General features: G+C 39.8%; 28 protein-coding genes. All 28 read left to right on the top strand.

Annotated features, from left to right (window positions below; all coding sequences use genetic code 11):
• Positions 1-61 precede the first annotated feature (61 nt).
• The 28 genes from mtrB (at position 62) to qcrB (ending at position 24,838) form a co-directional block, all read left to right on the top strand.
• Positions 62-286: a trp RNA-binding attenuation protein MtrB gene (mtrB, locus tag AC2TDL_RS00465; RefSeq protein WP_484697997.1), complete on the top strand. Its 225-nt coding sequence runs from the start codon at positions 62-64 to the stop codon at positions 284-286.
• A 233-nt stretch (positions 287-519) separates the two neighbouring features.
• On the top strand, positions 520-1,059 hold the full coding sequence (locus AC2TDL_RS00460) for a hypothetical protein (RefSeq protein WP_484697995.1): 540 nt from the start codon (positions 520-522) through the stop codon (positions 1,057-1,059).
• A 110-nt stretch (positions 1,060-1,169) separates the two neighbouring features.
• Positions 1,170-2,027: a heptaprenyl diphosphate synthase component 1 gene (locus AC2TDL_RS00455; protein WP_484697994.1), complete on the top strand. Its 858-nt coding sequence runs from the start codon at positions 1,170-1,172 to the stop codon at positions 2,025-2,027.
• Complete coding sequence (locus AC2TDL_RS00450) at positions 2,024-2,743, top strand: demethylmenaquinone methyltransferase (RefSeq protein WP_484697993.1); 720 nt, start codon at positions 2,024-2,026, stop codon at positions 2,741-2,743. Before AC2TDL_RS00455 ends, AC2TDL_RS00450 begins: the two co-directional genes overlap by 4 nt.
• Before the next feature lie 39 nt (positions 2,744-2,782).
• Complete coding sequence (locus tag AC2TDL_RS00445) at positions 2,783-3,757, top strand: polyprenyl synthetase family protein (RefSeq protein ID WP_484701328.1); 975 nt, start codon at positions 2,783-2,785, stop codon at positions 3,755-3,757.
• Positions 3,758-3,791: 34 nt separating this feature from the next.
• Positions 3,792-4,235: a nucleoside-diphosphate kinase gene (ndk, locus tag AC2TDL_RS00440; RefSeq protein ID WP_484697991.1), complete on the top strand. Its 444-nt coding sequence runs from the start codon at positions 3,792-3,794 to the stop codon at positions 4,233-4,235.
• Positions 4,236-4,258: 23 nt separating this feature from the next.
• Positions 4,259-5,038 carry a CheR family methyltransferase gene (locus tag AC2TDL_RS00435; RefSeq protein ID WP_484697990.1) on the top strand — a complete coding sequence of 260 codons (780 nt, stop codon included), beginning with the start codon at positions 4,259-4,261 and terminating at the stop codon, positions 5,036-5,038.
• A 259-nt stretch (positions 5,039-5,297) separates the two neighbouring features.
• A complete protein-coding gene (aroC, locus tag AC2TDL_RS00430) occupies positions 5,298-6,467 on the top strand; it encodes a chorismate synthase (protein WP_484697989.1) in 1,170 nt (389 codons plus the stop codon).
• Between the two features lies 1 nt (position 6,468).
• The gene (gene aroB / locus AC2TDL_RS00425; protein ID WP_484697987.1) at positions 6,469-7,569 is read left to right on the top strand and encodes a 3-dehydroquinate synthase; all 1,101 of its coding nucleotides are present in this window, start codon (positions 6,469-6,471) and stop codon (positions 7,567-7,569) included.
• The gene (gene aroH, locus AC2TDL_RS00420) at positions 7,566-7,931 is read left to right on the top strand and encodes a chorismate mutase (protein WP_484697986.1); all 366 of its coding nucleotides are present in this window, start codon (positions 7,566-7,568) and stop codon (positions 7,929-7,931) included. The genes aroB and aroH overlap by 4 nt, the downstream gene beginning before the upstream one ends.
• A gap of 299 nt (positions 7,932-8,230) precedes the next feature.
• Positions 8,231-9,781: an anthranilate synthase component I gene (trpE, locus tag AC2TDL_RS00415; RefSeq protein ID WP_484697985.1), complete on the top strand. Its 1,551-nt coding sequence runs from the start codon at positions 8,231-8,233 to the stop codon at positions 9,779-9,781.
• Between the two features lie 49 nt (positions 9,782-9,830).
• Positions 9,831-10,874 carry an anthranilate phosphoribosyltransferase gene (gene trpD / locus AC2TDL_RS00410; protein ID WP_484697983.1) on the top strand — a complete coding sequence of 348 codons (1,044 nt, stop codon included), beginning with the start codon at positions 9,831-9,833 and terminating at the stop codon, positions 10,872-10,874.
• Entirely contained in the window at positions 10,864-11,658 is a 795-nt protein-coding gene (trpC, locus tag AC2TDL_RS00405; RefSeq protein ID WP_484697980.1) for an indole-3-glycerol phosphate synthase TrpC, read from the top strand. Before trpD ends, trpC begins: the two co-directional genes overlap by 11 nt.
• Positions 11,655-12,368: a phosphoribosylanthranilate isomerase gene (locus tag AC2TDL_RS00400; protein ID WP_484697979.1), complete on the top strand. Its 714-nt coding sequence runs from the start codon at positions 11,655-11,657 to the stop codon at positions 12,366-12,368. Before trpC ends, AC2TDL_RS00400 begins: the two co-directional genes overlap by 4 nt.
• On the top strand, positions 12,365-13,555 hold the full coding sequence (gene trpB, locus AC2TDL_RS00395; RefSeq protein ID WP_484697978.1) for a tryptophan synthase subunit beta: 1,191 nt from the start codon (positions 12,365-12,367) through the stop codon (positions 13,553-13,555). The genes AC2TDL_RS00400 and trpB overlap by 4 nt, the downstream gene beginning before the upstream one ends.
• 1 nt (position 13,556) lies before the next feature.
• Entirely contained in the window at positions 13,557-14,363 is an 807-nt protein-coding gene (gene trpA / locus AC2TDL_RS00390; protein ID WP_484697977.1) for a tryptophan synthase subunit alpha, read from the top strand.
• A 227-nt stretch (positions 14,364-14,590) separates the two neighbouring features.
• Positions 14,591-15,688, top strand: a complete 1,098-nt coding sequence (gene hisC, locus AC2TDL_RS00385) for a histidinol-phosphate transaminase (RefSeq protein WP_484697975.1) — start codon at positions 14,591-14,593, stop codon at positions 15,686-15,688.
• A gap of 3 nt (positions 15,689-15,691) precedes the next feature.
• Entirely contained in the window at positions 15,692-16,783 is a 1,092-nt protein-coding gene (locus AC2TDL_RS00380) for a prephenate dehydrogenase (RefSeq protein WP_484697974.1), read from the top strand.
• Between the two features lie 668 nt (positions 16,784-17,451).
• Positions 17,452-18,048, top strand: coding sequence for an RNA polymerase sigma factor (locus tag AC2TDL_RS00375; protein WP_484697972.1), 597 nt, complete (start codon positions 17,452-17,454; stop codon positions 18,046-18,048).
• Positions 18,045-18,659, top strand: coding sequence for an anti-sigma factor family protein (locus AC2TDL_RS00370; protein WP_484697970.1), 615 nt, complete (start codon positions 18,045-18,047; stop codon positions 18,657-18,659). Before AC2TDL_RS00375 ends, AC2TDL_RS00370 begins: the two co-directional genes overlap by 4 nt.
• A 91-nt stretch (positions 18,660-18,750) precedes the next feature.
• Entirely contained in the window at positions 18,751-19,341 is a 591-nt protein-coding gene (locus AC2TDL_RS00365; protein ID WP_484697969.1) for a histidine phosphatase family protein, read from the top strand.
• A gap of 78 nt (positions 19,342-19,419) precedes the next feature.
• Entirely contained in the window at positions 19,420-20,547 is a 1,128-nt protein-coding gene (locus AC2TDL_RS00360) for an SEC-C domain-containing protein (protein WP_484697968.1), read from the top strand.
• Positions 20,548-20,805: 258 nt separating this feature from the next.
• Positions 20,806-22,038, top strand: a complete 1,233-nt coding sequence (locus AC2TDL_RS00355) for a hypothetical protein (RefSeq protein WP_484697966.1) — start codon at positions 20,806-20,808, stop codon at positions 22,036-22,038.
• 54 nt (positions 22,039-22,092) lie between these two features.
• The gene (locus AC2TDL_RS00350; protein ID WP_484697965.1) at positions 22,093-22,599 is read left to right on the top strand and encodes a gamma carbonic anhydrase family protein; all 507 of its coding nucleotides are present in this window, start codon (positions 22,093-22,095) and stop codon (positions 22,597-22,599) included.
• Positions 22,600-22,605: 6 nt separating this feature from the next.
• On the top strand, positions 22,606-22,803 hold the full coding sequence (locus AC2TDL_RS00345) for an IDEAL domain-containing protein (RefSeq protein WP_484697964.1): 198 nt from the start codon (positions 22,606-22,608) through the stop codon (positions 22,801-22,803).
• 157 nt (positions 22,804-22,960) lie between these two features.
• Positions 22,961-23,374, top strand: a complete 414-nt coding sequence (locus AC2TDL_RS00340; RefSeq protein WP_484697962.1) for a DUF2487 family protein — start codon at positions 22,961-22,963, stop codon at positions 23,372-23,374.
• A gap of 246 nt (positions 23,375-23,620) precedes the next feature.
• Positions 23,621-24,151 (top strand): Rieske (2Fe-2S) protein, encoded by a 531-nt coding sequence (locus AC2TDL_RS00335; protein WP_484697960.1) that lies wholly within the window; start codon positions 23,621-23,623, stop codon positions 24,149-24,151.
• 15 nt (positions 24,152-24,166) lie between these two features.
• Complete coding sequence (gene qcrB / locus AC2TDL_RS00330) at positions 24,167-24,838, top strand: menaquinol-cytochrome c reductase cytochrome b subunit (RefSeq protein WP_484697959.1); 672 nt, start codon at positions 24,167-24,169, stop codon at positions 24,836-24,838.
• The last annotated feature ends 4 nt before the right edge of the window (positions 24,839-24,842 follow it).

Raw genomic sequence — 24,842 nt, 5'->3', positions numbered from 1 at the left:
TTTTTCAATTATCAAATATAATGCTTTGAGAAAGCTTGTTTACAGAAAGCGAGGGATAAAGATGGATCCACTGACAGGTGATTATGTCGTAATCAAAGCAAAGGATTCGGGCGTTACTGTTATGGGCTTAACTAGAGGGCAGGATACAAGATTCCATCATACTGAAAAATTAGACAAAAACGAAGTGTTAATTTGCCAGTTTACTGATCACACCTCTGCAATAAAAGTTCGTGGCAAAGCGCAAATTATAACGCGTTACGGTGTTGTACACACCGATGAGGATTAATATCGAAACAGGAAGCTCGAGAAACTAATTGCATAATTAGTTTTTGCAGAAGGAAAAACATAGAAGCATTCTACTCAGCTTATTAAAGTTGAGCAGGATGCTTGTTTTTTTATAATTTATCATGTGCGGTACAGGCTTTAACGAATAATGTGAACAAGTAGGCGTAAACTGTAAGTAGGAAAATATTGAAACATGATATTGAACTACTTATTTCTAAGAGAGAAGGGGATCTTGTGAAAACATTACTCGCCCTCCTTAAAAGCAGTTTAGTTACTCTGCTTATTGTCCTGATGTTTTCCGCGGTTACGCGTCATATGAATTTACCGCAAGTGCATGATGAGCATTTAACAGCAATGACATATCATAAGCAAGTCCCATTAACAAATGAAAATCTCGTTGATGTACTGACAGAGCATGTAGATACAAGAAACCTTCATGCCATTCATTTAAAGCATGATTTGTTAGAGGTTGAATTATTGCTTGATGCTAAGCAAGCAACAGAGGAGCAGATCTATAATGTAGTTCCGCTTTATGTTGCATTAGCCTTTCATTACAGCAATAATGTAGAACATTTAACGATCAAAGTAATGCGTCAAGGTAAGCATGCATTTGAGCATATTCAGCTATTGAAGCTAATGATTAACCGTGAGGACGGATGGTTAAAGGAAGGGGTGCAGCAATTAAAGGAATATGCGTGGCTTGATGATCCTTATTGGATAAAGGTGCTGCGGATTGAAAAAACCGTATTTTGGCAAACCAATTATGAAATTTAACAGTTGTCTATAGGTTGTCATAACCTTTCTATGAATAGCAATGAAATTATGTTATAATAATTTTTATTGTAAAGAGGATAATTTACCTATTTTGTTCGGAGGCTTCATCAATGAAAAAATACCGTGTAGCTGATGCTGCCGCACCTTATGTACAATACGACATGATTCAATTACATACAGAGCTTCCTAATTACGCTGAGCCAAGATTACAGCTACTACTCGGTGCACTTAGAAGTTCAAAAATAAGCAGCGAGCGAGCAGAGTTATTTAATTTGGTGACTGCATTAGTGCAGCTTGGCATGGATACACATGATCTGATTGATACAGAAACAGGTCAACGGACGGAGAAACAAATGCGCTCCAGACAATTAAAAATTTTAGCAGGCGATTTTTTTAGCGCAAAATTTTATCAGCTATTGGCAGCTAGCGGTGAAGTGGAATTGATCGGTATGCTAAGTAAAGCGGTTGCGAGCGTCAATAGATTAAAGGTTTCATTTTATCAAAGTGTACAGGCTGCTGCATTAACTGCAGAAGAATATTTAAAAAATAGAGTCAATTTGAAAAGCGAAATGTTTTTACCATTTGCTACTTTTCTTGATGAGCCTGTAGCTAACATTTGGCGAGATTTGCTTAGCAGCATTTCCCGTTTTGAAGTGATAAATGAAGAACTTAAAGATATGGAGTCTGCTGGCGGCTATGCACGAAGCTTTACGTATTGGTCGCTACTTGGCACAATTAGCAGTGCGGAAGAAAAAAATATGCTGAAGTCTGGCAATCATGAGCATTTAATGGAAAAGTACAATGTTCGAGGATATTTGCTTGATGGACTTCATGCAGCATATGAGTCAGTGCGTCAGCTATTAGAAAGTGAGCATTTGACAGAACTGAAAAAAGAGCTCCATTCTCTGATGGAAGAGCTAAATATAAAAGTAGCTAAATATTCAATGAAACGAGTGGAGGCACAATGAGTTTTAATTCAATGCATAATTCCAAAAGTCATGTTCATGATTTGTTTGAAAATATAGCTCCAAAGTACGATAAAATGAATGACATTATGAGCTTTAAGCAGCATAAAGTATGGCGTAAAAAAACGATGCAGATTATGAACGTCCAACCAGGACAAACAGCATTAGATTTATGTTGCGGCACATGCGACTGGACGATTGATCTCGCAAAAGCAAGCAAAACAGGTAAAATTATTGGGCTTGATTTCAGCGAGCAAATGTTGGCAGTCGGCAAGCGAAAAGTAAAAGAAGCGGGCTTGGACAAACAAATTGAGCTTGTTCAAGGCAACGCAATGGAACTGCCTTTTGCTGATAATTCCTTTGATTTCGTGACAATTGGTTTTGGTTTGCGGAACGTGCCAGATTATAAGCAGGTTGTCTCTGAAATGCTGCGCGTTGTTAAGCCGGGCGGTAAAATTGTATGTCTTGATATGTCAAAGCCACAGGTGCAACCATTTAAAAGTATTTATTACTTTTACTTCGAAAAGATTGTTCCGATGCTTGGGAAATTATTTGCCAAACAGTTTGCTGCATATAAATGGCTTCCAGATTCTTTAAAACTTTATTTAGATGCGAAGGAACTGAAGGAGCTGTTTGAGGAAACTGGAGCAAGAGAAGTATTCGTAAAAAACTTTTTCCTCGGAATTGCTGCTTTGCATATTGGCGTAAAGAAGCAGTAGATGTTGGCAATGAGTAGTCGCAGAAGTAAGGGTGATGAAATGAAATTAATGGAAATTTACGCCAAAATGAAGGGCGATATTAATAAAATCGAGACTGAGCTCGAGCGAGTCGTGATGGACGAGCAACCGCTATTGTCCGAAGCGGCCCTGCATTTGTTAAAAGCTGGCGGTAAGCGCATTCGCCCAGTTTTTGTTTTGCTTGGCGGCAAGTTCGGTCAATATAAGTTAGATGAGCTAAAAAAGGTTGCAGTGACACTTGAATTGATTCATATGGCATCCCTTGTACATGATGACGTTATTGATGATGCTCAAACTCGCCGAGGACAGTTGACGGTTAAATCGAAATGGGATAACCGAATTGCGATGTACACTGGGGATTATATACATGGACAAGCGTTATCTCAAATTGCTGAGATAAGCAACCCTATCGTTCATCAAAGACTTTCTAAAGCATTGGTTGAGATGTGCATCGGCGAGATGGAGCAAATAAGAGATTTCTTTAATACGGAACAAAGCGTTCGTAATTATTTGCTGCGAATAAGAAGAAAAACTGCGTTGCTGCTTGCGATTAGCACTCAATTAGGTGCTATTGTAGCTGGCTGCACTCCAGAGCAATACAATGCTTTATACCGCTATGGCTATAATGTAGGCATGGCCTTTCAAATTCGTGATGATTTATTAGATTTATACGGAACAGAAAAGCAAATTGGCAAGCCGCCAGGTTCCGATATACGTCAAGGCAATATTACATTGCCTGTTATTTTAGCATTGCAGGATAAGTCTGTTCGTCAGCCATTATTGAATGAAATTCAAAAAATTCATCGCGAGGGCGATCGTGCAGATACTAGTCTAGCAATCAAATATATTCGAGCTAGTGAAGGAAGTCAGCTTGCAGAGGAGCTTGCGAATCGTTATATTGCAAAAGCGCTGGCGAATTTGCAACAACTACCTAATATAACGGCTCGTAAAAATCTTGTTGATATAGCTCATTTTGTGGGGAAACGTAATTATTAAATGTAATGGACACATGGGGAAGGGGCAAAAGTTAATGGAAAGAACTTTTTTAATGATTAAGCCTGATGGTGTTCAGCGTGGATTAATTGGAGAGCTAGTATCACGCTTTGAGAAAAAAGGCTTAAAGCTAGTTGCAGCTAAATTTATGAAGGTTTCACCAGAGCTGGCTAAACTTCATTATGCTGAGCACGAGGGCAAACCATTCTACGAGCCACTTGTTGCCTTTATTACATCTGGTCCTGTGTTTGCAATGGTGTGGGAAGGGGATAACGTTATCGCTCTTACCCGAGCGATGATTGGAAAAACTAATGCACTTGAAGCGGCACCAGGTACTATTCGTTCAGATTACGCGGTACATACAAATTACAATTTAATTCACGGTTCGGATTCTCCTGAAAACGCAGCGAGAGAGATTTCTAATTTTTTCAGTGACGAAGAACTAATTCAATACGAATATCTTATACAGCGCTGGGTATAGAGATCGAATACGGAGGCACAGTGATGTCAGATGATTTAGATTTTTCTAGATTTATAGAAAGTATTAAGAAAAAAACAGCGATTGATTTATCCTTATATAAGGAAGCGCAAATGAAGCGCAGATTAACGACGCTTAGGCTAAAGCACGGCTATTCTACGTTTGATACATATTTCCAAGCACTTATTTCAAATCAAAAAATGATGGACGAATTCCTTGATCGTATGACGATTAATGTATCAGAATTTTGGCGAAATCCACAGCGCTGGGAAGTATTGCGTACCAAGTTTCTGCCGCAGATGGTTGCTGATAACAGCAAACTGAAAATTTGGAGTGCAGCGTGTTCAACTGGTGAGGAACCATATACGTTAGCAATGATTCTTGATGAGCTTGGAGCATTAAATAAAACATATTTACTAGCAACTGATCTCGACCAAGGCGTGTTAGCAAAAGCGAATCAAGGCTTTTATTTGGACCGCTCAATACGCGATGTTCCTGAGAAATTTCTTAAAAAGTACTTTCATGAAGAAGAAGGCGTTTATTCCGTTGTAGACTCCTTAAAGAAATCTGTAACCTTTAAACAGCAAAATCTGCTAAATGATCCTTTTGACTCAGAGTTTGATTTAATCGTTTGCCGTAATGTTATGATTTATTTTACAGAAGAAGCAAAGCATGAATTATATCATAAGTTCTCAAGAGCATTAAAAAAAGGTGGCATATTATTTGTAGGCAGCACAGAGCAAATTTTTTCACCTTCACAATATGGCTTTGAGACGGCAGAAACATTTTTTTACCGAAAAATGTAAATCTATTCTATCTGTTTAAGGTGAGCATCGTAGCGGAGTCTGCTTTGCTCACCTTCTTTGTTTTCGGTTGTATTTCTTGTCAAACTAGCAGGGGTATACTATAATGAGCAAAGATATTCACGGTTATACGTCGTTTAAAGCTGAAAGTTTACTATAAGAGTAATGGTCGTGATACGACAGCTTGAACGGATTTACATTAGAATAATTAAGAATTTTATCGCAGAGCTATTAATCTGCTTATTTTAAGGAGGAGCTAGTCTTGAGTTTACGTTATTTGACAGCAGGGGAAACCCACGGTCCTCAATTGACCGCAATTATAGAAGGATTGCCAAGTAATTTAACTATTGATTTTGAGGAATTGAATTTCCAATTGCAGCGCCGTCAAAAAGGACATGGACGCGGCAGACGTATGCAAATTGAAAAGGATACTGCAAAAATTGTTGGCGGCGTACGTCATGGAAAAACTACTGGCGCTCCAGTAGCACTCGTTGTTGAAAACAATGACTGGAAACATTGGACAAAAGTAATGAATATTGAACCAATTGAAGGCACAGATGAAACAAAACGTCGTGTTCATCGTCCACGTCCAGGTCATGCAGACTTAAACGGCGGTTTGAAATACAATCTAAAGGATCTTCGTAACGTGCTTGAGCGTTCTTCCGCTCGTGAAACTGCTGCTCGTGTAGCAGTCGGTGCGATTGCTAGACAATTGCTTGCGGAATTTGGCATTAAGGTAGCAGGTCAAGTTATTCGAATTGGCGAGATTGAAGCTCCGCCGCATAATTTGCCAATTGATGAAATTATTGCCCGTACAGAAGAATCATCTGTTCGCGTTGTCGATAAAGAAACCGAAGAAAAAATGACGGCTTATATCGATCAAATTAAGCAAGAGGGCGACTCTATCGGCGGTATCGTAGAATGCATTATCGAGGGAGTGCCAGTTGGACTAGGCAGCCATGTGCAATGGGATCGCAAGTTAGATGGTCGCATTGCTGGAGCAGTGATGTCGATTAATGCATTTAAAGGTGTAGAAATCGGCATTGGCTTTGAAGCAGCGAAGCTTCGCGGCTCACAAGTTCATGATGAAATTCTTTATACTCCTGAAAAAGGCTACCATCGTGCAACAAACCGTCTTGGCGGCTTTGAAGGCGGTATGACAAATGGTGAACAAATCGTTGTGCGTGGCGTAATGAAGCCAATTCCAACATTATATAAACCGCTTCGCAGTGTTGATATTGATACAAAAGAAGAATTTACAGCTCAGGTAGAGCGTTCTGACAGCTGTGCAGTACCAGCTGCAAGCGTAGTAATGGAACATGTTGTAGCATTTGAAGTTGCTCGTGCATTCCTTGAAAAATTTGGTGGAGATTCAATCGAGGAAATTCACGCAAATCTTAAAAACTATAAAGAACAGTTGGAGAGATACTAAGATGCGTGAGTTAACGGTTGAACTAGGCGAACGATCTTACCCAATCTATATCGGGGAGGGCCTCTTAAATGAGGTCTCCTCTTATTTTATTAAGCATCGGATTAGTCAAAAATCTCCACTAATGATTATTACCGATGAAAAGGTTGCTCCGCATTATCTTGAGCAAGTTTCAAGCAAGCTGGAGCAAGGCGGATTTCAGGTTGTCACTGCAGTTGTTGCTGCTGGCGAACAGTCTAAGTCTTTAACAGTTTTAGAGTCACTTGTAACGAAAGCGCTGGAAGGCGGACTTGATCGCAAGTCGACGATAGTTGCACTTGGCGGCGGAGTAGTTGGTGATTTAGCTGGTTTTGTTGCTGCATCGTATATGCGCGGTGTGAAGTTTATACAAATTCCTACAACAATTTTAGCTCATGATAGCAGTGTTGGCGGCAAGGTTGCCGTAAACCATCCACTGGCTAAAAATATTATCGGTGCTTTTCATCAGCCTGAGTTTGTATTGTATGACTTGAATACATTACAAAGCTTGCCGGAGCGCGAAGTAAAAGCCGGTTTATCTGAAGTTGTGAAGCATGGATTAATTTGGGATAAAGAATTTGTAGACTGGTGTATCGCCAATGCAAATAAAATGCTAAGTCTAGAGCCTGATGCGTTAGGCTATGCCTTATATAAAGGCTGTGGTGTAAAAGCACAAGTTGTTTCCCAGGATGAGAAGGAATCTAGTCTGCGAGCAATTCTCAATCTTGGACATACCATTGGTCATGCGCTTGAAGCTGTAGCAGGCTATAACGAGCTGTTGCATGGTGAAGCTATCTCGATCGGGATGATTGGTTCTGCAAAGCTAGGGGTGCGTTTTGGTGCCTCAGAGGAACTTTTACGCATAACTACTTTAGCGCTGGAAAGCTGTGGTCTGCCAACACGTATTCCAGCACATTATAAAACGGATGATATTATCGCAGCGATGATGCACGATAAGAAGTTTACGGAAGGTCAGGTTTCATTCGTTGTACCAGTGGAAATTGGTAAGGTAACACTTAGATCAGATGTGCCTTTAGAATGGGTAAGGGAAATAATAGAGGAGCTAAAGCAGGGGGAAGGAAAATGACAGTTCGAGGAATTAGAGCAGCGGCTACTGTGACAGCAAACGATTCAAAAGAGATTAAAGAAGTAACCTTAGAAATGATTACAAAGCTGGTACAAGAAAATGAAGTGAAACCAGAAGATGTAGCAAGTATTTTTATTACAGTGACAAATGATTTAGACCAAGCGTTTCCTGCTCAAGCAATTCGTCAATTGCCTGGTTGGGAGCTAGTTCCTCTTATGTGTGCGCTAGAGGTTCCAGTGCAAGGCAGCTTGCAAAAATGTGTTCGTTTAATGGTGCTAGTAAATACGGAAAAATCACAGCAAGAGATTAAGCACATTTATTTAGGTGGGGCTAAAGTATTGCGCCCAGATTTAGCGAAGTAAGGTTTTCCATTGACAGAACCTGCTATATTATCGTATAGTAAATAGCAGATGAGTAGAGTGAAGTTAGATGAGATAGGTTTATGAGATGAGATTAGAGGATTAAGTATAGTCGTTTCACTTGCCAGTGCTGTATTTTTATAGCATGTGGTTGGTGTTGTTATAATTATATGCTTATATTCTATAAATCGATCTTATAATTTAACGGCTCCCGCTCATTTAGCGGGGGCCTTTTTTAGTTTACATAAACCTGCTCAGGACGTTAATGATATGGCATTGCCAAGAAAGTGAGAGTGTTGCTAATGACGACAGAATTAAAGCAAGTTATATTACAAGCCAGCAAATATAATTTAATCCCAATCGTACGTCGATTAATGGCTGATACGGAAACCCCGATTCGTTTATTTAAACATTTTGCAAAGCGTGAACATGCATTTTTACTTGAAAGTGTTGAGGGCGGTGCAAAATGGGCACGATACTCCTTTATTGGTACGGATCCTTTCCTAATGCTATATGGCAAAAACGGTGAAATGGTATTAGAGCAGCAAGGGGAAAAGCAAGTACTTCACGAAAAACCTTTGGAATTGCTTAAAGCGAAGCTAAGAGCGTTCCGCACCCCTTCTCTTGATGATATGCCTCCTTTTACGGGCGGAGCAATTGGTTTTTTTGGCTACGATTTATTGCAATATTATGAGAAATTGCCAGCACATCGAAACGATGACATTGCGATGAATGACATTCAATTTATGTTCTGTGATCAAGTTATTGTATTTGACCATTTGAAACAGCAACTGCTAATTGTTAGTAATGTGCATATTGCAGAAGGAGCAACAGATACAGAAATTGAAGCTTCCTATAATAAGACCGTGGCAAAAATTGATGCTGTCATTAAAGAAATTCGTCAAGCAAATGTTGTACTAGACATTCCACACGGTTCATTTGAGATAGATCCTGAGCTTGGAGAAGTGAAGTCTAATTTAACTAAGGAACAATTTATTGATAACGTTAATCGAGCGAAGGAATATATTCGGGCTGGCGACATTTTTCAAGTGGTGTTATCCCAACGCTTTACGATAGAGACTACGGTTGATCCATTACATGTGTATCGTGTACTGCGCGTCATGAATCCGTCTCCGTATATGTACTATTTGAAAATGGGGGATCAAGTCATTGTAGGTACTTCGCCAGAGGCGCTTGTAAAAGTAAATAACGGCAAAGTTGAGACTCGTCCGATCGCAGGAACTAGACCGCGTGGAAAAACAATAGAGGAAGATAAACGTTTAGAACAAGATTTGTTAGCTGATGAGAAAGAAAAAGCTGAACATTTAATGCTTGTTGATTTAGGACGAAACGATATCGGACGTGTGGCAAAATACGGGACAGTTCGCTGTGATTCATTTATGGAAATTGAACGATATTCGCATGTTATGCACATAGTTTCCAATGTATCTGGCGAACTAAGAGAAGATAAAGACTTCTTTGATGCATTTATCTCTTGCTTGCCTGCTGGTACAGTCTCTGGAGCCCCAAAGCTTAGAGCAATGGAAATTATTGCAGAACTAGAAAATGAAGCGCGTGGAGCGTATGCGGGAGCGATTGGTTATCTTGGCTTTGCAGGCTCAATGGATGCATGTATTACGATTCGGACTATTATTTTCAAAAACAATAAAGCTTATGTACAAAGCGGTGCCGGCATCGTATGGGATTCCAACCCAGAAAGCGAGTATATGGAAACTGTTAATAAAGCGAAAGCTAGCTTAAAGGCGATACGTGCGGCCGAGCTGCTGTTCGCTAAAGATAAATACGTTGACAGAGATACAGTCAATTCTGACTATGAGCTAATGAACAATTAATGAAACGTTCGGTTTAAGTTGTGAATGAATTTTTAGGAGGTATGATGAGATGGTAGAGCAGTTAAGCATTCAAGGAGCAATTAATAAGCTAGTCAATGGAATTAGTTTAACAAGAACAGAAGCTGAAGCAGTAATGGGACAAATTATGCGAGGTGAAGCAACCCCTTCACAAATTAGTGCGATAGCGATAGCGCTTCGCATGAAGGGTGAAACTCGAGACGAAATTGCCGGTTTAGCGCGTGCGATGCGCGCTGCTGCCTCACATGTGCAATCTAACAAGCAAGGATTGCTTGATACTTGCGGCACAGGAGGATCTGGGATTAGCAAGTTCAATATATCTACTGCTTCTTCGATTATTGCTGCAGCAGCAGGCATTCCCGTTGCTAAGCATGGTAATCGTGCGATGTCAGGAAAATCAGGCAGCGCGGATGTGCTCGAGGCGTTAGGAGTAAACATTAATATTACCCCTCGCCAAGCAGAAGAATGTCTTGATGAAGTTGGCATTTGCTTTATGTTTGCGCAAATCTATCATCCATCTCTAAAACATGCAGCACAACCTCGGAGAGAAATTGGTACACGCACGATCTTTAATATGCTTGGTCCGTTAACGAATCCAGCAAATGCAGATCGTCAATTGCTAGGTTTGTATGACGCTAGTAAAACAGAAGTTATCGCTGAAGTATTGCACGAGCTTGGCATTGTACGAGCGCTTGTTGTAAGCAGCGAGGACGGACTCGATGAAATTAGCATTTCTGCTCCTACGAAAGTATCTGAGCTAAAGGATGGAAAAGTCATTACTTATACGATAACTCCAGAGGAATTAGGATTAACACGTTATCCACTGGAAGAGTTATACGGCGGTGAACCAAGTTATAATGCCCAGCTTATTAGAGAAATCTTTGAAGGTAAACGCAGAGATGGCTATCGTGAAATTGTGTTAGCAGGTTCCGGCGCTTGTATTTATTTAGGAGGCTTGGCAAATAGTCTGCGCGAGGGTGTACAATATGCAGCGGATATTATAGACTCAGGTAAGGCGTTAAATAAATTAACCCAACTTATACAGAAGACAGGTGAATGCGTTCATGTTTCTTAATCGTATTGTTGAAACAAAAAAACAAGAGGTTGCTAGACTAGCAGAAACCTTTAATCTTCAAGAAGCAGAGAAGAAAATTGCGGAGCTTGCACCATGTCGTGGATTTGAGCAAGCACTGCGTCAAGGTAAGCGGCATCGTGCTCTTGGATTAATTGCCGAGGTAAAAAAAGCGTCTCCTTCTAAAGGATTAATTCGTGAAGATTTTCATCCCGTTGAGCTGGCACGTGCCTATGAAGCAGCAGGCGCAGATTGTATTTCGGTGCTAACGGACGAACAATATTTTCAAGGCAGCAATCAATATTTAAGTGATATCGCTAGAGCAGTTAAACTGCCGCTTTTACGTAAAGATTTTATTATTGATGAACGTCAAATTTATGAAGCACGCTTAATCGGAGCGGATTGCATCTTACTTATCGTAGCGATTTTAACAGATAAACAAATTAGCGATTATCATGACTTAGCGAAATCGTTAGGGATGGACGTGTTAGTTGAAGTGCATGATGAGGTTGAGCTGAAGCGGGTGCTAGCACTGGACAAAGCAACGTTAATTGGAATTAACAACCGAAACTTGCACACGTTTGAAACAAGCTTGCAGACGACAGCAGAGCTTATTAAGCTAATGCCGCCGCATGTGCTAAAAATTAGTGAAAGTGGAATATTAAGCTCTGAAGACTATGAATATGTTCGTTCTGTTGGGGCAGAAGGTTTATTAATTGGGGAACACTTTATGCGGCAAGGTAATGTTGGTAAAGCAATTGAAGATTTGATGGGTGCGGTGCTATGATGAGAAATGTTCGTTCCCATCCACATATAAAAATTTGTGGTTTACGTGACGAAGCAACGATAGCTGCTATGGACGGATTACCGATTACTGAGGTTGGACTCGTTTTTGCTCCTAGTAAGCGACAAGTTACTATTGAGCAAGGAGCAAAGCTTGCAGAGGCAATCAAAAAGCTTCGCGGGCGAGATGGAAAGGCTCCACAAGCTACCGGTGTATTCGTCAACTATGAACTAGTGGAAATGAAGCAATTGTTATCGATTGTCCCTCTAGATATTGTTCAGCTTCACGGACAAGAGTCGATAGCATATGTTCAGGAGCTAAAGCAGCTGTATTCGCAACTGAAAATTTGGAAGGTAGTCTCGATAAAGCCGGAGCAGGAGCTTGAACAACCTTCTTTAAGTAAGCAGCTTGCATTTCAAATCATTGACGAATTGAAATTATTCGCTCCGTATATTGATGCTGTTTTGCTAGATGCGCCTGGTGGTGGAACTGGCAAGCCGTTTAACTGGAAGGCAATTGATGCTTATCAGCAAGCACTTGCTAAGCTGGGGAAGCAGCTTATTGTTGCTGGTGGCTTACATGAGGATAATGTAGGCGAATTGCTTAATCAATATGCAGTAGATGGCGTAGATGTTTCCAGTGGAGTAGAAAGTAATGGGATAAAAGACATTAATAAGATTAAACGATTCGTTAGAAAGGTGATAGAAGCATGACACAAATACCGGATTCCAATGGACGCTTTGGACCATTTGGAGGCAGATACGTACCTGAAACATTAATGAACGCTTTACTTGAGCTTGAGGAAGCGTATCTTCACTATAGTAAGGACCCAGAGTTTAAAGCAGAGGTGCTTGATCTGTTATATCGCTATTCTGGCAGACCAACTTCTCTTTACTATGCTAAAAATTTGAGCGAAAAGCTTGGCGGGGCAAAAATTTACTTAAAACGTGAGGACTTGAACCATACCGGTGCTCACAAAATTAATAATACAATTGGACAAGGTGTACTCGCTAAGCGCATGGGTAAAACTAAAGTTATTGCTGAGACAGGTGCTGGTCAGCACGGTGTAGCATCAGCTACAATTGCTGCTTTGCTTGGTTTAGAATGTAAAGTATTTATGGGCGAGGAAGATATGAAGCGTCAGCAATTAAACGTATTCCGTATGCAATTGCTAGGTGCGGAAGTCGTGCCTGTAACAAGCGGTACACGTACGCTAAAGGACGCTTGTAATGAAACGTTGCGTTATTGGGTAAGTCATGTAGATGATACGTACTATATTCTTGGCTCAGCAACTGGACCACATCCATATCCAATGATGGTGCGTGATTTCCAACGTATTATTGGAGATGAAGCGCGCAAGCAAATCTTAGAATACGAAGGAAAATTGCCTGATTATGTAGTGGCAGCAGTTGGCGGCGGCAGTAACGCAATCGGCATGTTCTATCCATTTATCGAGGACGAAGGGGTTAAGCTGCTTGGCGTTGAAGCTGCAGGTCGTGGTGTGGACACTGCTGAGCATGCAGCAACGATGACAAAAGGTCGTAAAGGGGTATTCCAAGGCTCGATGAGTTATGTTCTGCAGGATGAACATGGTCAGGTTTTACCAGCTCACTCAATTTCAGCCGGACTTGATTATCCTGGTATTGGACCAGAACATTCCTATTTAAAAGATTCAGGTCGCGCAAATTATGTGCCGATTACTGACCAAGAGGCGCTAGATGCATTGCAGGAGTTATCGCGTACAGAAGGAATTCTTCCAGCATTGGAGTCTGCCCATGCAATTGCTCAAACAATTAAGCTAGCTCCAACGCTTAATAAAGAACAAGTTATCGTCGTTAGTCTTTCTGGTCGAGGCGATAAAGACGTCGAAGCGATTATGGGATACCTTGGAGGGAACTAGCATGAATTTAATAGATCAAAAATTTGCAGAGTTAAAAGCGCAGAATAAGACAGCATTAATTCCGTTTTTGACATGCGGAGATCCAACACTAGATAATACAATTGAAATTATTAAAGCTATGGAAGCTGCGGGAGCGGATATGATTGAGCTAGGTGTTCCTTATTCCGATCCGTTAGCGGATGGTCCTGTTATTCAGCGTGCATCTGAACGCGCTTTGCAAAATGCAGTTACGCTTGAGGATTGTGTAAAGCTTGGAGGAAAGCTGCGTGAAGCGGGAGTGCGCATTCCACTAATTATTTTCTCTTATTATAATCCTATATTCCAATACGGCATTCAGCGGTTTATCGATTTAATTAAGGAAAACGATATAAGCGGATTGCTTGTTCCTGACCTTCCAATTGAGGAGGATGCTGAGCTGCGTGGATTAGCTGCACAGCATAACGTGTATCTAATTCCATTAGTTGCACCAACGTCGAATGAACGAGTTGCACGCATTGCAGCATCTGCACAAGGTTTTATTTATTGCGTATCTTCGCTAGGCGTAACTGGTGAACGTTCAGATTTCCATGAGCAAGTAGATCAGTTTTTAGAGCTAGTACGCAGCTCAAGCAATGTGCCAATTGCGATTGGTTTCGGGATTTCTTCAAGAGAACAGGTAGCGCGTTTCTCTGAAAAATGTGATGGAGTCATTGTCGGTAGTGCGATTGTCCGTAAAATTGAAAACAACATTGAGCTGTTGACGAAGCCTGAAACGAAGCAGCAAGGCTTGCAAAATATTGCAGATTTTATTGCTGAACTAAAAGGATAGGCTAATATTGTTTTTGATTTAATATGGCTGCAATCATATTCATTCTTAATTAATTTAATAGAATGTATATCTTTTTACGCACAGGCGTGGCATTCCATTGCTTGTGCGTTTTATTTATACAAAGATATACTTTAAATGATGAGATAGTTGTGAGAAAATAAATAAAGCAGTCGTTAATTAACGCTTTAAAGCAATTACTAGTAACTATGATAAGAGGTGAACGGCTCATGCAGCCTAAAAAGAACATTATGCACTTACCAGTATATCAACCAGGTAAGCCAATAGAAGATGTAAAGCGTGAATTGGGCTTGGAAGAAGTCATTAAACTTGCTTCCAATGAAAATCCAATTGGTTATTCTCCAAAAGCTAAAGCTGCGATGCTTGAAGAAATAGAGCAGTTGAATTTATATCCAGATGGAGCCAGTGTTGAATTAACAGCAGAACTAGCTAAAAAGCTTGGTGTAGAAGAAGGGCAAATTATTTTTGGAACAGGCTCCAGCGATATTATACTTATGATTTGCCGTGCATATTTAACAGCTGAAGACGAAACTGTAATGGCGGATGAGACTTTTTCACAGTATAAGCATAATTGTGAAATCGAGAATGCGAAAATCGTTGAAGTTCCGCTTAAGGATGGCGTACATGATTTATCAGCAATGTTAGCTGCTGTTACGGATAAAACAAAAGTACTGTGGATTTGTAACCCTAATAACCCAACAGGCACGATTGTTAAACATAATGATTTAGTGGACTTCTTAACAAAAGTTCCAAAGCATGTGCTTGTTGTGCTTGATGAAGCTTACTGTGAATATGTACGTGATGAAAACTTTACAGACGGTATTAAATTAATAAATCAATTCCCTAATCTTGTAGTATTGCGTACATTCTCTAAAGTATATGGCCTTGCAGCAAACCGCATTGGCTATGGAGTTGGTAACGCTGATGTAATTCGCACAATTAATCAAGTACGAGAACCATTTAATACGGGTCGCCTAGCGCAAGTAGCGGCAAAAGCATCGCTCCTCGACGATGAATTTTTGGCTCGCAGTAAAGCAGTTAATGCTGCAGGCTTAGATTATTTGCATGCAGAATTTGACCGTTTAGGCTTAACATACTATAAAGGTCACGGGAACTTTATCATGGTTGATGTGCGTACACCATCAATGCAAATTTTTGATTTGTTGCTACGCAAAGGAATTATTGTGCGCGCTGGTTGGAAGCACTATCCAACATGGATTCGTGTATCCGTTGGAGTAGAGGAGCAAAATGCGAAATTTATTGCAGCTCTCGAGCAGGTGCTTACAGAATTGGCGGTGCTTCAATAAACAATGAAAAAAGTTGCGATTTTTGGTGTCGGGCTAATTGGCGGCTCGATTGCATTATGTCTTAAAGGGCAGCCAGACATTACAGTTGTTGGATATTCTAATCGGGAATCCTCTGCTTTAAAATATGTTCAGCGTGGTGTGGTCGATTTTGCAACAACCTCAATTGAAGAGGCAGCAATAGACGCAGATTTCATTTTTCTCTGCATGCCTGTCGGTTTAATGGATAAGTATATTGCTGAGCTATGCAAGCTGCCGCTAAAAAAAGGCTGCATTGTAACAGATGTCGGCAGTACAAAGGCATCGGTAATGGAATCCGCTAAAGCGTTAGCTGATACGAATGCAATTTTTATTGGCGGTCATCCAATGGCAGGCTCCGAGCGTTCAGGTGTTGAGGCTGCTTCCAGCAGACTGCTAGAAAATGCATTTTACGTATTAACTGTGGATTCTAATACACCAGATGGTGCGGTTCAAGATCTAGAGCAGCTGTTATCGTATACACGCGCTCATATTGTAAAAGTAGATGCTGAGCAGCATGATGCAATTGTCGGGGCAATTAGCCATTTACCGCATATTATTGCGGTTGCACTTGTTAATCAAGTGCGTAAATATAATGAAAGTAATGGGCTGTATGAACTGCTTGCTGCTGGTGGCTTCCGCGACATTACAAGAATTGCCTCAGGTGATCCTACACTTTGGCGTGATATATTATTAGATAATAAAAAAGTAATGTTAAAGTTGCTAGGTGATTGGCAGGAGCAGATCTTACAGTTCCAAAAAATGATTGAAAATAATGATGGAGAGGGTATTGCCCGTGAATTTCAGCAAGCTGGAGATTTTCGCGGAAAAATGCCAGAGCGTCGCAAAGGGATATTGCATGCTGTTTTTGAATGTTATGTTGATGTTCCAGACCATCCAGGTATTATCGGTGCTATTGCATCTGAGCTTGGTAATGCAGGTATTAGCATAAGTAATATCCAAATCATCGAAAGCCGTGAAGAAATTCCAGGAGTTCTTAAGCTAAGTTTCCGTACGCAGGAGCAGCTTGACGAAGCAATTGCCGTGCTAAATAATAAAGGCTTTCATGTTGAGCAATAAGAGAGGGCTACTGGAAAGAGCGAAGGGATCGTTTACCCTGGATAAGTAAAGTGGGTCGCCTTTAAAGCTGATGCTAACATCATATAAGTAAAAAGCGTCAGCTTTAAAAAGCGACAGAAAGGGTAAACGGATTCCAAACACTGCAAGGCAACGAGAAGGTAAACGGATTCCGAAGCACTGCAAAACTACCGGAAAAGTCAATCTAATTTCATAGCAAAATAAAATGAAAACGCTTATTGACATTTTGGAAGCGTATACATATAATAAAGATACAGTATGGTTTCTCTCCACTCCTATCCAATAACTGTAGCATTCATTTAGTAATGCTAACCACTTTAACGAATGTTGAAGTGGTTTTTTTTTGTCTTTTTTCTGTTATAGACTCGCAAACTTATGAAAAAACACTTATTTTTGCCACAAATTTTGTCGATATGTTATTCTATACATATGTGTTCATTTGTCTGCTGCTCTATTTATAGAAAAAAAGTAGAGCTTAATAGATTTTAAGCTTTATATTATTTTGTGTGTATTAGCCGATTAGCTTTGATTGGGTTAATTTGGCTAAGCATATAACCTTATAGAAATCGCAACTTTTAGCTCCAAGTGAAGTATATGCTTATAAGCATACTTTCTTGGGATAAATTGCAGGTGGAGGAGGTTCGCCTGTCATGAATGATTCCCAGATTATACGAGAAATAAAAGAAGGTAATGTTGAGCTTTATTCAGAGCTTATGAATCGCTATCAACGACGGATATTATCTTTCATATATCATATGTTAAAAAGTGCTAAGCTTGAGTCTATAGCGGAGGATCTTACATCAGAGACGTTTTATAAAGCGTATAAAGGTCTTCATTCTTTTCGTGAGCTAGATGCAACCTTTTCAACTTGGTTATATACTATTGCACGAAATACAGTGCTAAGTGAGCTTCGCAGACGTAAAGCAGCTACCGTATCAATCGAGGAAGTCAATATTGAACCAATAGTTTCACAAGAAGCAACACCAGAGCAGCAACTGCTGCTTAATGAACGTATGAATCTTGTGCGCAGAGCAATTGATCAATTACCTGAAAAACAGCGTTCAGCCATTATTTTACGAGAATATGAACAGTTAGATTATCAAGAAATTGCAAATATACTTGGACAGTCAGTCAGCTCGGTAAAGTCATTACTGTTTAGAGCAAGAGCGAGTATTAAGGGACAATTGGAACCTTATATTGTTCAAGACACAGATAGTCATGACTTAGAAAGGATGAATCGGAAATGAATTGTAAGCAAGTAGATGAACTTCTTCCAAATTTTTGGCAGCTAGATGAAGAGAATCCACTGCGAATTGAAATAGAAGCACATTTGTTTGAATGTGAGCATTGTGCAGCTAAATTAGATTTGGATACAAATTCATTTCCAGCTGTTTTTTATGACGAATTGGCAACTCTCGATGATGAGATGCCAGCTTATTCAGAGAGCAATATTAGCAATAACGTAATGAAGCGGATTTATGAAGAAGAGTCATGGTTTATGCCAATCGCTACGAAGCGATACCAATTTTCAAAATCTTTTCGCCGTAATGTTTTTATTATTATTGCAAGTTGTTTAGCAATGTTCTCACTGGCATTATTTGTATTTATTTACGATTATTATCAAACTTCTTCAAATGCTTCTTCGACAACGATCTCCGGTTTAGTTGATGTGGCGAATGCAGCCGTTACTCCGACTCATACGTCGATTTACACAAGCTCTATTCCTGTTGCTAGTATTAGTGAGCCGATCGTTTTGCAGGTAGTGCCGACGTTTCCGCAGTATTATGTTGCACTTTCTTTTATTGGAATTGTGCTGACATTGCTAATGATGAGCTGGTTTACGCGAACGAAGCGTTAATGGAAAATTTACTAAGAATAATATAAATAAGCTTGTAACACTAAATAAAAGATAAGAAAGATAATTATTAAAACGATAGGATGGATTATACATGTTGATCGGTTTAGTACGTCATGGAGAAACGAGCTGGAATGCTGTCAACCGAATTCAAGGTCAGACAGATATTCCGCTTAATGAAAATGGAATCCAGCAGGCAAAACTTCTAGCTTCTAGATTAGTAAGTGATGAAAAAATTTGGGACTATGTGCTAACAAGTGATTTGCAGCGTGCTGCAGCAACGGGTCAAATCATTGCAGAAGCATTGAATATTAACATGCTTCCACCCGAAAAACGATTACGTGAACGGTATTTTGGTGAAGTGGAAGGAACAACGCTTGAAGAGCGAATTGAACGTTGGGGAGAAAACTGGAGGGAGCTCGATTTGGGAGCTGAATCTGATGAACTCGTTCGTGCGAGGGGCGTGCAATTATTAGAAGAACTTTATTTACGCTACCCAACAACAAATATTCTTTGCGTCACTCATGGCAGCTTTATCGCTCAGCTCTTGCTAGCACTTTTCCCGCAAATTGAAGATTTACGAATACATAACCTTTCCTATTCGATTTTAAGTCGTAACGAGCAAGGCTGGCATTTGATGTTGCATAATTGCACCAAGCATTTGTCAGCAGTTGATTTACAATAATCGATGATTGCGATATGATTGTTTATTGATTGCTGAATATGAAGAGACGAATAATGTAGTTAGAAATGAGGATTTAAAATGTCTGTTAGTATAATTGAGCCAGAACAAACTGTGAAAAAAAGAGGAATTATTGATTTACGTCAAGCGTTAAGTGAGCTTTCCAAGGATGCACTTACAATAATACGTAAAAATAATTCTGTTAAAAATGTAAGTAAATTAAACCGTGAGCAGCTAGTTGCTGCACTAATCGAGCAATTGCCAAGCAGTGTAGCAAACGAGCTCCCTGAAACATTTAAGCTGTTTGATGAAGAAAGAATTACTTTGTTAGAACAAGTCACAGCGAAACATGGCTTTGTCGCGATCGGTGAAGGTTGGACTGACTTAATGACGCAGTATTGGCAGGAGCTAGGCCTTTTGTTCAAAACGAAATATGAAGGTCAAGATGTCATGGCTATGCCAAGTGAGCTAATTGATGTTGTTAAGCAAGCGCTGGCCGAACTTAATCGCAAAATGATTACGTTAAATACAACCTATTTACAAGTTGTTAAAGGAATGATGTATTACTACGGTGCGTTAACTCATGAGCAGGTCGGTGAAATTACAGAGCGCTATCCAATGTTTGCTGATTTGACTGCACCATATATGCATCTAATTATTAATTATCGTCATTATCGGACGGATATTAGTTTAAATGATCAATTGGTGTATCATTTTGCTATTCCTGATCCAACTTTAATAATCCGTGAGCAAAATAAGCGTGAAGAACTACGCTTTGCAAGCTTTACGTTGCTTCAATTGCAGCAAGCAGGTGAACTTGATTATGTAGATCGTACGGAAGCACATCGCTTATTCGTTGACTTTTTAATGAAGCAATTTAAATTGCCGCATTTTGAGGCGAATCTTGTTGCTAATCAATCCGAATTTGGTGTAAGAGCAGGTTTACAATTGCAGGATTTGCTCGAATATATTCGCCGGGAGCTGCAGGTAGATGAAGCGACACTGCAGTTAATTGTCCCTCGTCTAATTTTGATGTATAACAATACACCACAATGGTGCTTGAAAGGTTATAGCTCTGCCCAACTAGCAAAAGACGGGGAAGCTAACCAATCACCGCAAATTGTAAAAGAAAAAATTGAACTTGGACGTAACGACTTATGTTATTGTGGTAGCGGCAAAAAGTATAAAAAATGTTGCATGAACCGCTAATAAAATATAGCTAACTATTAGAAATACAAGAATATAACGACTTTACTTAATAAATCTAATTGATGATTGGAAGCATGAAGCTGCTAAGAAAGTGGCTTCGTGCTTTTTCTTTTAAATGGTCAAAGGAAATATATGTCTAATGGTATGAAAGTATAAAAATTACCAATACTAAAACTACAAGATTAAATAAGTCAGCTTAGAGTTCAGATGCAGTAACAATAAGCAGCTACGACGACAAAGATTGGAGGAGAAGAGCAGATGATACTATCAGAGATGCTTAGCTATGCCGATATTTCACAGCTTTCCTCTATTGCTAAGCAATATGGCTGTGAATGCAATGGTCATTCCAAGCATGATCTTATTCAGGCTATTCTGTCCAATGTACAGCGCAAAGAAGTGATCGCACACTCACTCGATCAGCTAGAGCTTGAAGAGTTAAGATTTCTTAACTTTTTATTATTTGAACCTGTAGAAGCTTATAGTCTAGAGGATTTGCTTGCGCGAGTTCAGCAATGCAGATTTGATAGCGGGATAAATAAGAGTTCTACTGAGGTGCAGTCACAGCGAAGCTCTCTGTTAAGTGATAGTAATGGTATTACTCTCACAGCGTTGTCGAATACTAGCACTCAAGCTAAAGCAAAGCAAAGGAAATCGCGAAAAAAATCAGATGATTTAGCTAAAGTGATCTCACCGCGTGAAATGATCGTACGTTTCAAAAATCACGGATGGTTATTTAATGGTCATCAGGCACATGATCGGTATATGTTTCATGTACCATCTGATTTTCGCATACGCTATCGGCAAATGCTGCTGACTAAACTGAGCAAAGCGGTTACTTATTGTGAAGCTCCATTGCGAATTGAAGATGAAAGTGGAAAACTGCTTACAGACATGGGGATTATGCTTGACTATATTGCAAAATATGAGCCAAGTGCAGCAGCCGACGGGGTAATCCATAGACGGGCCATACAGCAGATTAATGAGCTATGTACTATAAAAGATGTGCTTCCGAGCAAAGGTGCTTGGCGATTCGGTTATGGAAAAGGCTTTGGAGAGCTGCCTGATCGAATGACAATGATGTATGACTATATGTGGTGTAAAAGATGGATTACACTTGCCAATGATCGCATTACGATTAATGAAGCACAGTTTGCAAAGAACAATAATCTGCAAATAAATGAGCTTCGGAATATGATACTCCATTGGTTGAAAAGCTATCGCACTCCGATTCCGAACATTCGAGCCTTAGTCTATTGGGTAGTTACTTTATCTAGCAGTTGGTGCTCATTGCAATCTCTAGAACAGTTGCTGCTACCGTTAATTAAACCTTATTACTTTGATTCTGCGACAAGTGTGCTGCATAAGCGAATTATTAAGCCGCTTAAGCATTTTGGAATGCTGCAGCTTGGACAACATGAGCAGTTTGGTTGTGTATTGCAAGCAACCAATTATGGAAAGCAAATGATGGCTGAGCTATATATGGATTGTTGACAAGGCTTAAGCTCACTGGTAAAATCTCTCTACATTTTACAAGGAGCTGATTCCATGTTGATTCCATATAAAGGAAAGTATCCAAAGCTAGGTTCTAACGTTTTCGTTGCTGATGGAGCCAAAATAATTGGTGATGTACATATTGGAGATGAAAGCACCATTTGGTTTAATGCTGTTTTACGTGGAGATTTAGCGCCAATTATGATTGGCAACCGCTGCAATATCCAAGATTCTGTCGTAGCACATATGAATGCCAATCAACCGCTTATTGTTGCTGAAGAAGTTTCCGTTGGCCATAGTGCAATTATTCATGCCTGCACGATTGGTAAAGGCAGTTTAATTGGAATGGGTGCAATTGTCTTAGACAAAGCGGAAATAGGAGAATATGCGTTAATAGGAGCAGGTGCTGTCGTTACGGAAAATAGTAAAATTCCGCCCTATACTTTATCATTAGGAACGCCAGCTAAGGTTGTTCGTGAGCTAAATGATTCTGACCTCGAGCGTATGAAAAGAACAATGGAAAGCTATGTAATCAAAGGATACGAGTATAGGAATCAATAGCACCGCATGGAGGTGTTTCGTATCGATAAGATGAATATTAAATATGAAGCAATTCTTGGTCTGACTGCAGAGCTAATCCTAGATGATGCAGTGCGCAGCTATAAGCGAGATCAATTACAAAAACAAATTGATGAGGCTCTGGCTGCAGGGGACGAGCAATTGTTTTATAAGTTGACTGAGGAACTTCAAGCGCTAGAACTATAAATAAATGTAATGCCGTCAAATAAAGACTATAGTTTTTGACGGCATTGTTTTGTATGATGGAGCTATGGAAAGTCATAGGAATGCATTTACGGAAGTTATAACAACGGCCTAAATGTGATGTTAGTTATGAAATCTTAAAGTTGTAGGGGGGAGCAACTTGAAATTTAGTGAAATTGAACAGGAGCAGTGGGAAGAATTAAAGCCTTATTTGGACACTTGTTTGCTTCCTATTACTGGGATGACGGGAGAAGAATCTCCGATTGAGGCGACAAAATGCTTAGAGGATTTAAGAGACATTATGGATCTTATTGAAATTCCTTATCGCGGCAGAGTTGTGACGTATCCGGCACTTCATTATTTGGACAAGCATGATTATACTGCTGACGCAATTAATAACTACTGCATGAATTTAAAGAAACAAGGTTTCAAGTATATTATTTTGATTACAGCAAAAGTGAAGCTAAGCTTTGAAATAGCGGCTGCTGATCTTTGGATAACTCCGAATGAAGATGGCAGTTTACCACAGGATAGTGACATTCAGGCAAAGATAAGGCAGTTATGGCAATCGTAAAATGACATAATTTATTGATTATATGAATAATTTGACTGGAAAAAGGGGAAAACAATTGCAATACTGTGGCAATTGTGACAAATTGATAACAAATTAATGAACGACTTTCCATAATGTCGCAAATGTCTTGTCACATTCTTGACGGTATTTGGTAGCTAAGCTATTATATTTATGTCCAAGTTCGTCATATAGTTTTGCCTATGGCAAGACAGAAGAATTGGTTGGCAAAGGGGGTTAGAACAGATTATGAGTAACCATGAACATCATGAATCGAAGCATCAACCTGCCCAACGTAATGAGATGACGCGTCGTCAATTTTTATCTTATACGCTTGGCGGCACAACAGCTTTTATGGTAGGCGGTGCGGTGTTGCCGATGGTTCGCTTTGCAGTAGATCCAATACTAGCTCAAGGCAGCGCAATTGATCTAGTAAAGGTAATCGAAGAAAGTAAAGTTACGAATGAACCTCAAGAAGTAAAATTCACAATCAATCAAGTAGATGGTTGGTACAAAAGCAAAGCCGAGAAAGTGGCCTGGATCGCCAAGGATGCAAACGGAAAAGTGTTTGCGCTTTCTCCAATTTGTAAGCATTTAGGTTGTACAGTCTTTTGGAACTCACTTGGGAATAACGAGTATGATTGCCCGTGTCACAATGCACGCTATTCAATCGACGGTAAAAATTTATCCATAGCAAATGCACCGCTTGATGAATATGAAGTGCAAGTACAAGATGGCTATGTGTATTTAGGCGGCATTATACCGAACACGCGAGTATAGGAGGGCGTAAATTAGATGTTTAAAGCTATTTACAATTGGATTGATGAACGTCTTGATATTACGCCGCTTTGGAGAGATGTTGCGGATCATGAAGTGCCTGAGCATGTTAACCCGGCACATCATTTCTCAGCATTCGTATACTGCTTCGGTGGCTTGACGTTTTTCATCACTGTAATTCAAATTTTGTCTGGAATGTTCTTAACGATGTATTATGTTCCGGATATTATGAACGCTTATGCAAGTGTTGACTACCTGCAACACCAAATTCCATTTGGTAAAATTGTTCGTGGTATGCATCACTTCGGAGCGAGCTTAGTTATCGTAATGATGTTTTTACATACTCTACGCGTTTTCTTCACAGGATCTTATAAAGCTCCGCGTGAAATGAACTGGATAGTAGGGATGCTAATTTTCTTTATAATGTTAGGTTTAGGCTTTACGGGTTACTTACTTCCTTGGGATAACAAGGCCTACTTTGCAACTAAAGTAGGGGTTGAAATTGCTGCTAAAGTTCCTTATATTGGTCCGTATATTGCCGACTTCTTATATGGCGGTGACATTGTAGGTGCACAAACACTGACAAGATTCTTTGCAATCCACGTATTTTTCTTGCCAGGTGCATTAATTGCAATGCTTGCAGTGCACTTTATTATGATTAGAAGACAAGGTATTTCTGGTCCACTATAATAGA

The sequence above is a fragment of the Paenibacillus sp. plas6 genome, from assembly GCF_057221655.1.
This window is presented reverse-complemented; position numbering and strand designations above follow the sequence as displayed.

Coding starts and splice junctions, on each gene's coding strand:
- AC2TDL_RS00400 (WP_484697979.1), top strand. CDS start 11,655: ATGATGAGAAATGTTCGTTCCCATCCACATATAAAAATTTGTGGTTTA.
- AC2TDL_RS00435 (WP_484697990.1), top strand. CDS start 4,259: ATGTCAGATGATTTAGATTTTTCTAGATTTATAGAAAGTATTAAGAAA.
- trpC (WP_484697980.1), top strand. CDS start 10,864: ATGTTTCTTAATCGTATTGTTGAAACAAAAAAACAAGAGGTTGCTAGA.
- qcrB (WP_484697959.1), top strand. CDS start 24,167: ATGTTTAAAGCTATTTACAATTGGATTGATGAACGTCTTGATATTACG.
- AC2TDL_RS00335 (WP_484697960.1), top strand. CDS start 23,621: ATGAGTAACCATGAACATCATGAATCGAAGCATCAACCTGCCCAACGT.
- trpA (WP_484697977.1), top strand. CDS start 13,557: ATGAATTTAATAGATCAAAAATTTGCAGAGTTAAAAGCGCAGAATAAG.
- hisC (WP_484697975.1), top strand. CDS start 14,591: ATGCAGCCTAAAAAGAACATTATGCACTTACCAGTATATCAACCAGGT.
- trpE (WP_484697985.1), top strand. CDS start 8,231: ATGACGACAGAATTAAAGCAAGTTATATTACAAGCCAGCAAATATAAT.
- mtrB (WP_484697997.1), top strand. CDS start 62: ATGGATCCACTGACAGGTGATTATGTCGTAATCAAAGCAAAGGATTCG.
- AC2TDL_RS00450 (WP_484697993.1), top strand. CDS start 2,024: ATGAGTTTTAATTCAATGCATAATTCCAAAAGTCATGTTCATGATTTG.
- AC2TDL_RS00455 (WP_484697994.1), top strand. CDS start 1,170: ATGAAAAAATACCGTGTAGCTGATGCTGCCGCACCTTATGTACAATAC.
- trpB (WP_484697978.1), top strand. CDS start 12,365: ATGACACAAATACCGGATTCCAATGGACGCTTTGGACCATTTGGAGGC.
- AC2TDL_RS00360 (WP_484697968.1), top strand. CDS start 19,420: ATGTCTGTTAGTATAATTGAGCCAGAACAAACTGTGAAAAAAAGAGGA.
- AC2TDL_RS00445 (WP_484701328.1), top strand. CDS start 2,783: ATGAAATTAATGGAAATTTACGCCAAAATGAAGGGCGATATTAATAAA.
- AC2TDL_RS00365 (WP_484697969.1), top strand. CDS start 18,751: ATGTTGATCGGTTTAGTACGTCATGGAGAAACGAGCTGGAATGCTGTC.
- ndk (WP_484697991.1), top strand. CDS start 3,792: ATGGAAAGAACTTTTTTAATGATTAAGCCTGATGGTGTTCAGCGTGGA.
- AC2TDL_RS00375 (WP_484697972.1), top strand. CDS start 17,452: ATGAATGATTCCCAGATTATACGAGAAATAAAAGAAGGTAATGTTGAG.
- AC2TDL_RS00355 (WP_484697966.1), top strand. CDS start 20,806: ATGATACTATCAGAGATGCTTAGCTATGCCGATATTTCACAGCTTTCC.
- aroB (WP_484697987.1), top strand. CDS start 6,469: ATGCGTGAGTTAACGGTTGAACTAGGCGAACGATCTTACCCAATCTAT.
- AC2TDL_RS00350 (WP_484697965.1), top strand. CDS start 22,093: ATGTTGATTCCATATAAAGGAAAGTATCCAAAGCTAGGTTCTAACGTT.
- trpD (WP_484697983.1), top strand. CDS start 9,831: ATGGTAGAGCAGTTAAGCATTCAAGGAGCAATTAATAAGCTAGTCAAT.
- AC2TDL_RS00370 (WP_484697970.1), top strand. CDS start 18,045: ATGAATTGTAAGCAAGTAGATGAACTTCTTCCAAATTTTTGGCAGCTA.
- aroH (WP_484697986.1), top strand. CDS start 7,566: ATGACAGTTCGAGGAATTAGAGCAGCGGCTACTGTGACAGCAAACGAT.
- AC2TDL_RS00345 (WP_484697964.1), top strand. CDS start 22,606: ATGGAGGTGTTTCGTATCGATAAGATGAATATTAAATATGAAGCAATT.
- AC2TDL_RS00380 (WP_484697974.1), top strand. CDS start 15,692: ATGAAAAAAGTTGCGATTTTTGGTGTCGGGCTAATTGGCGGCTCGATT.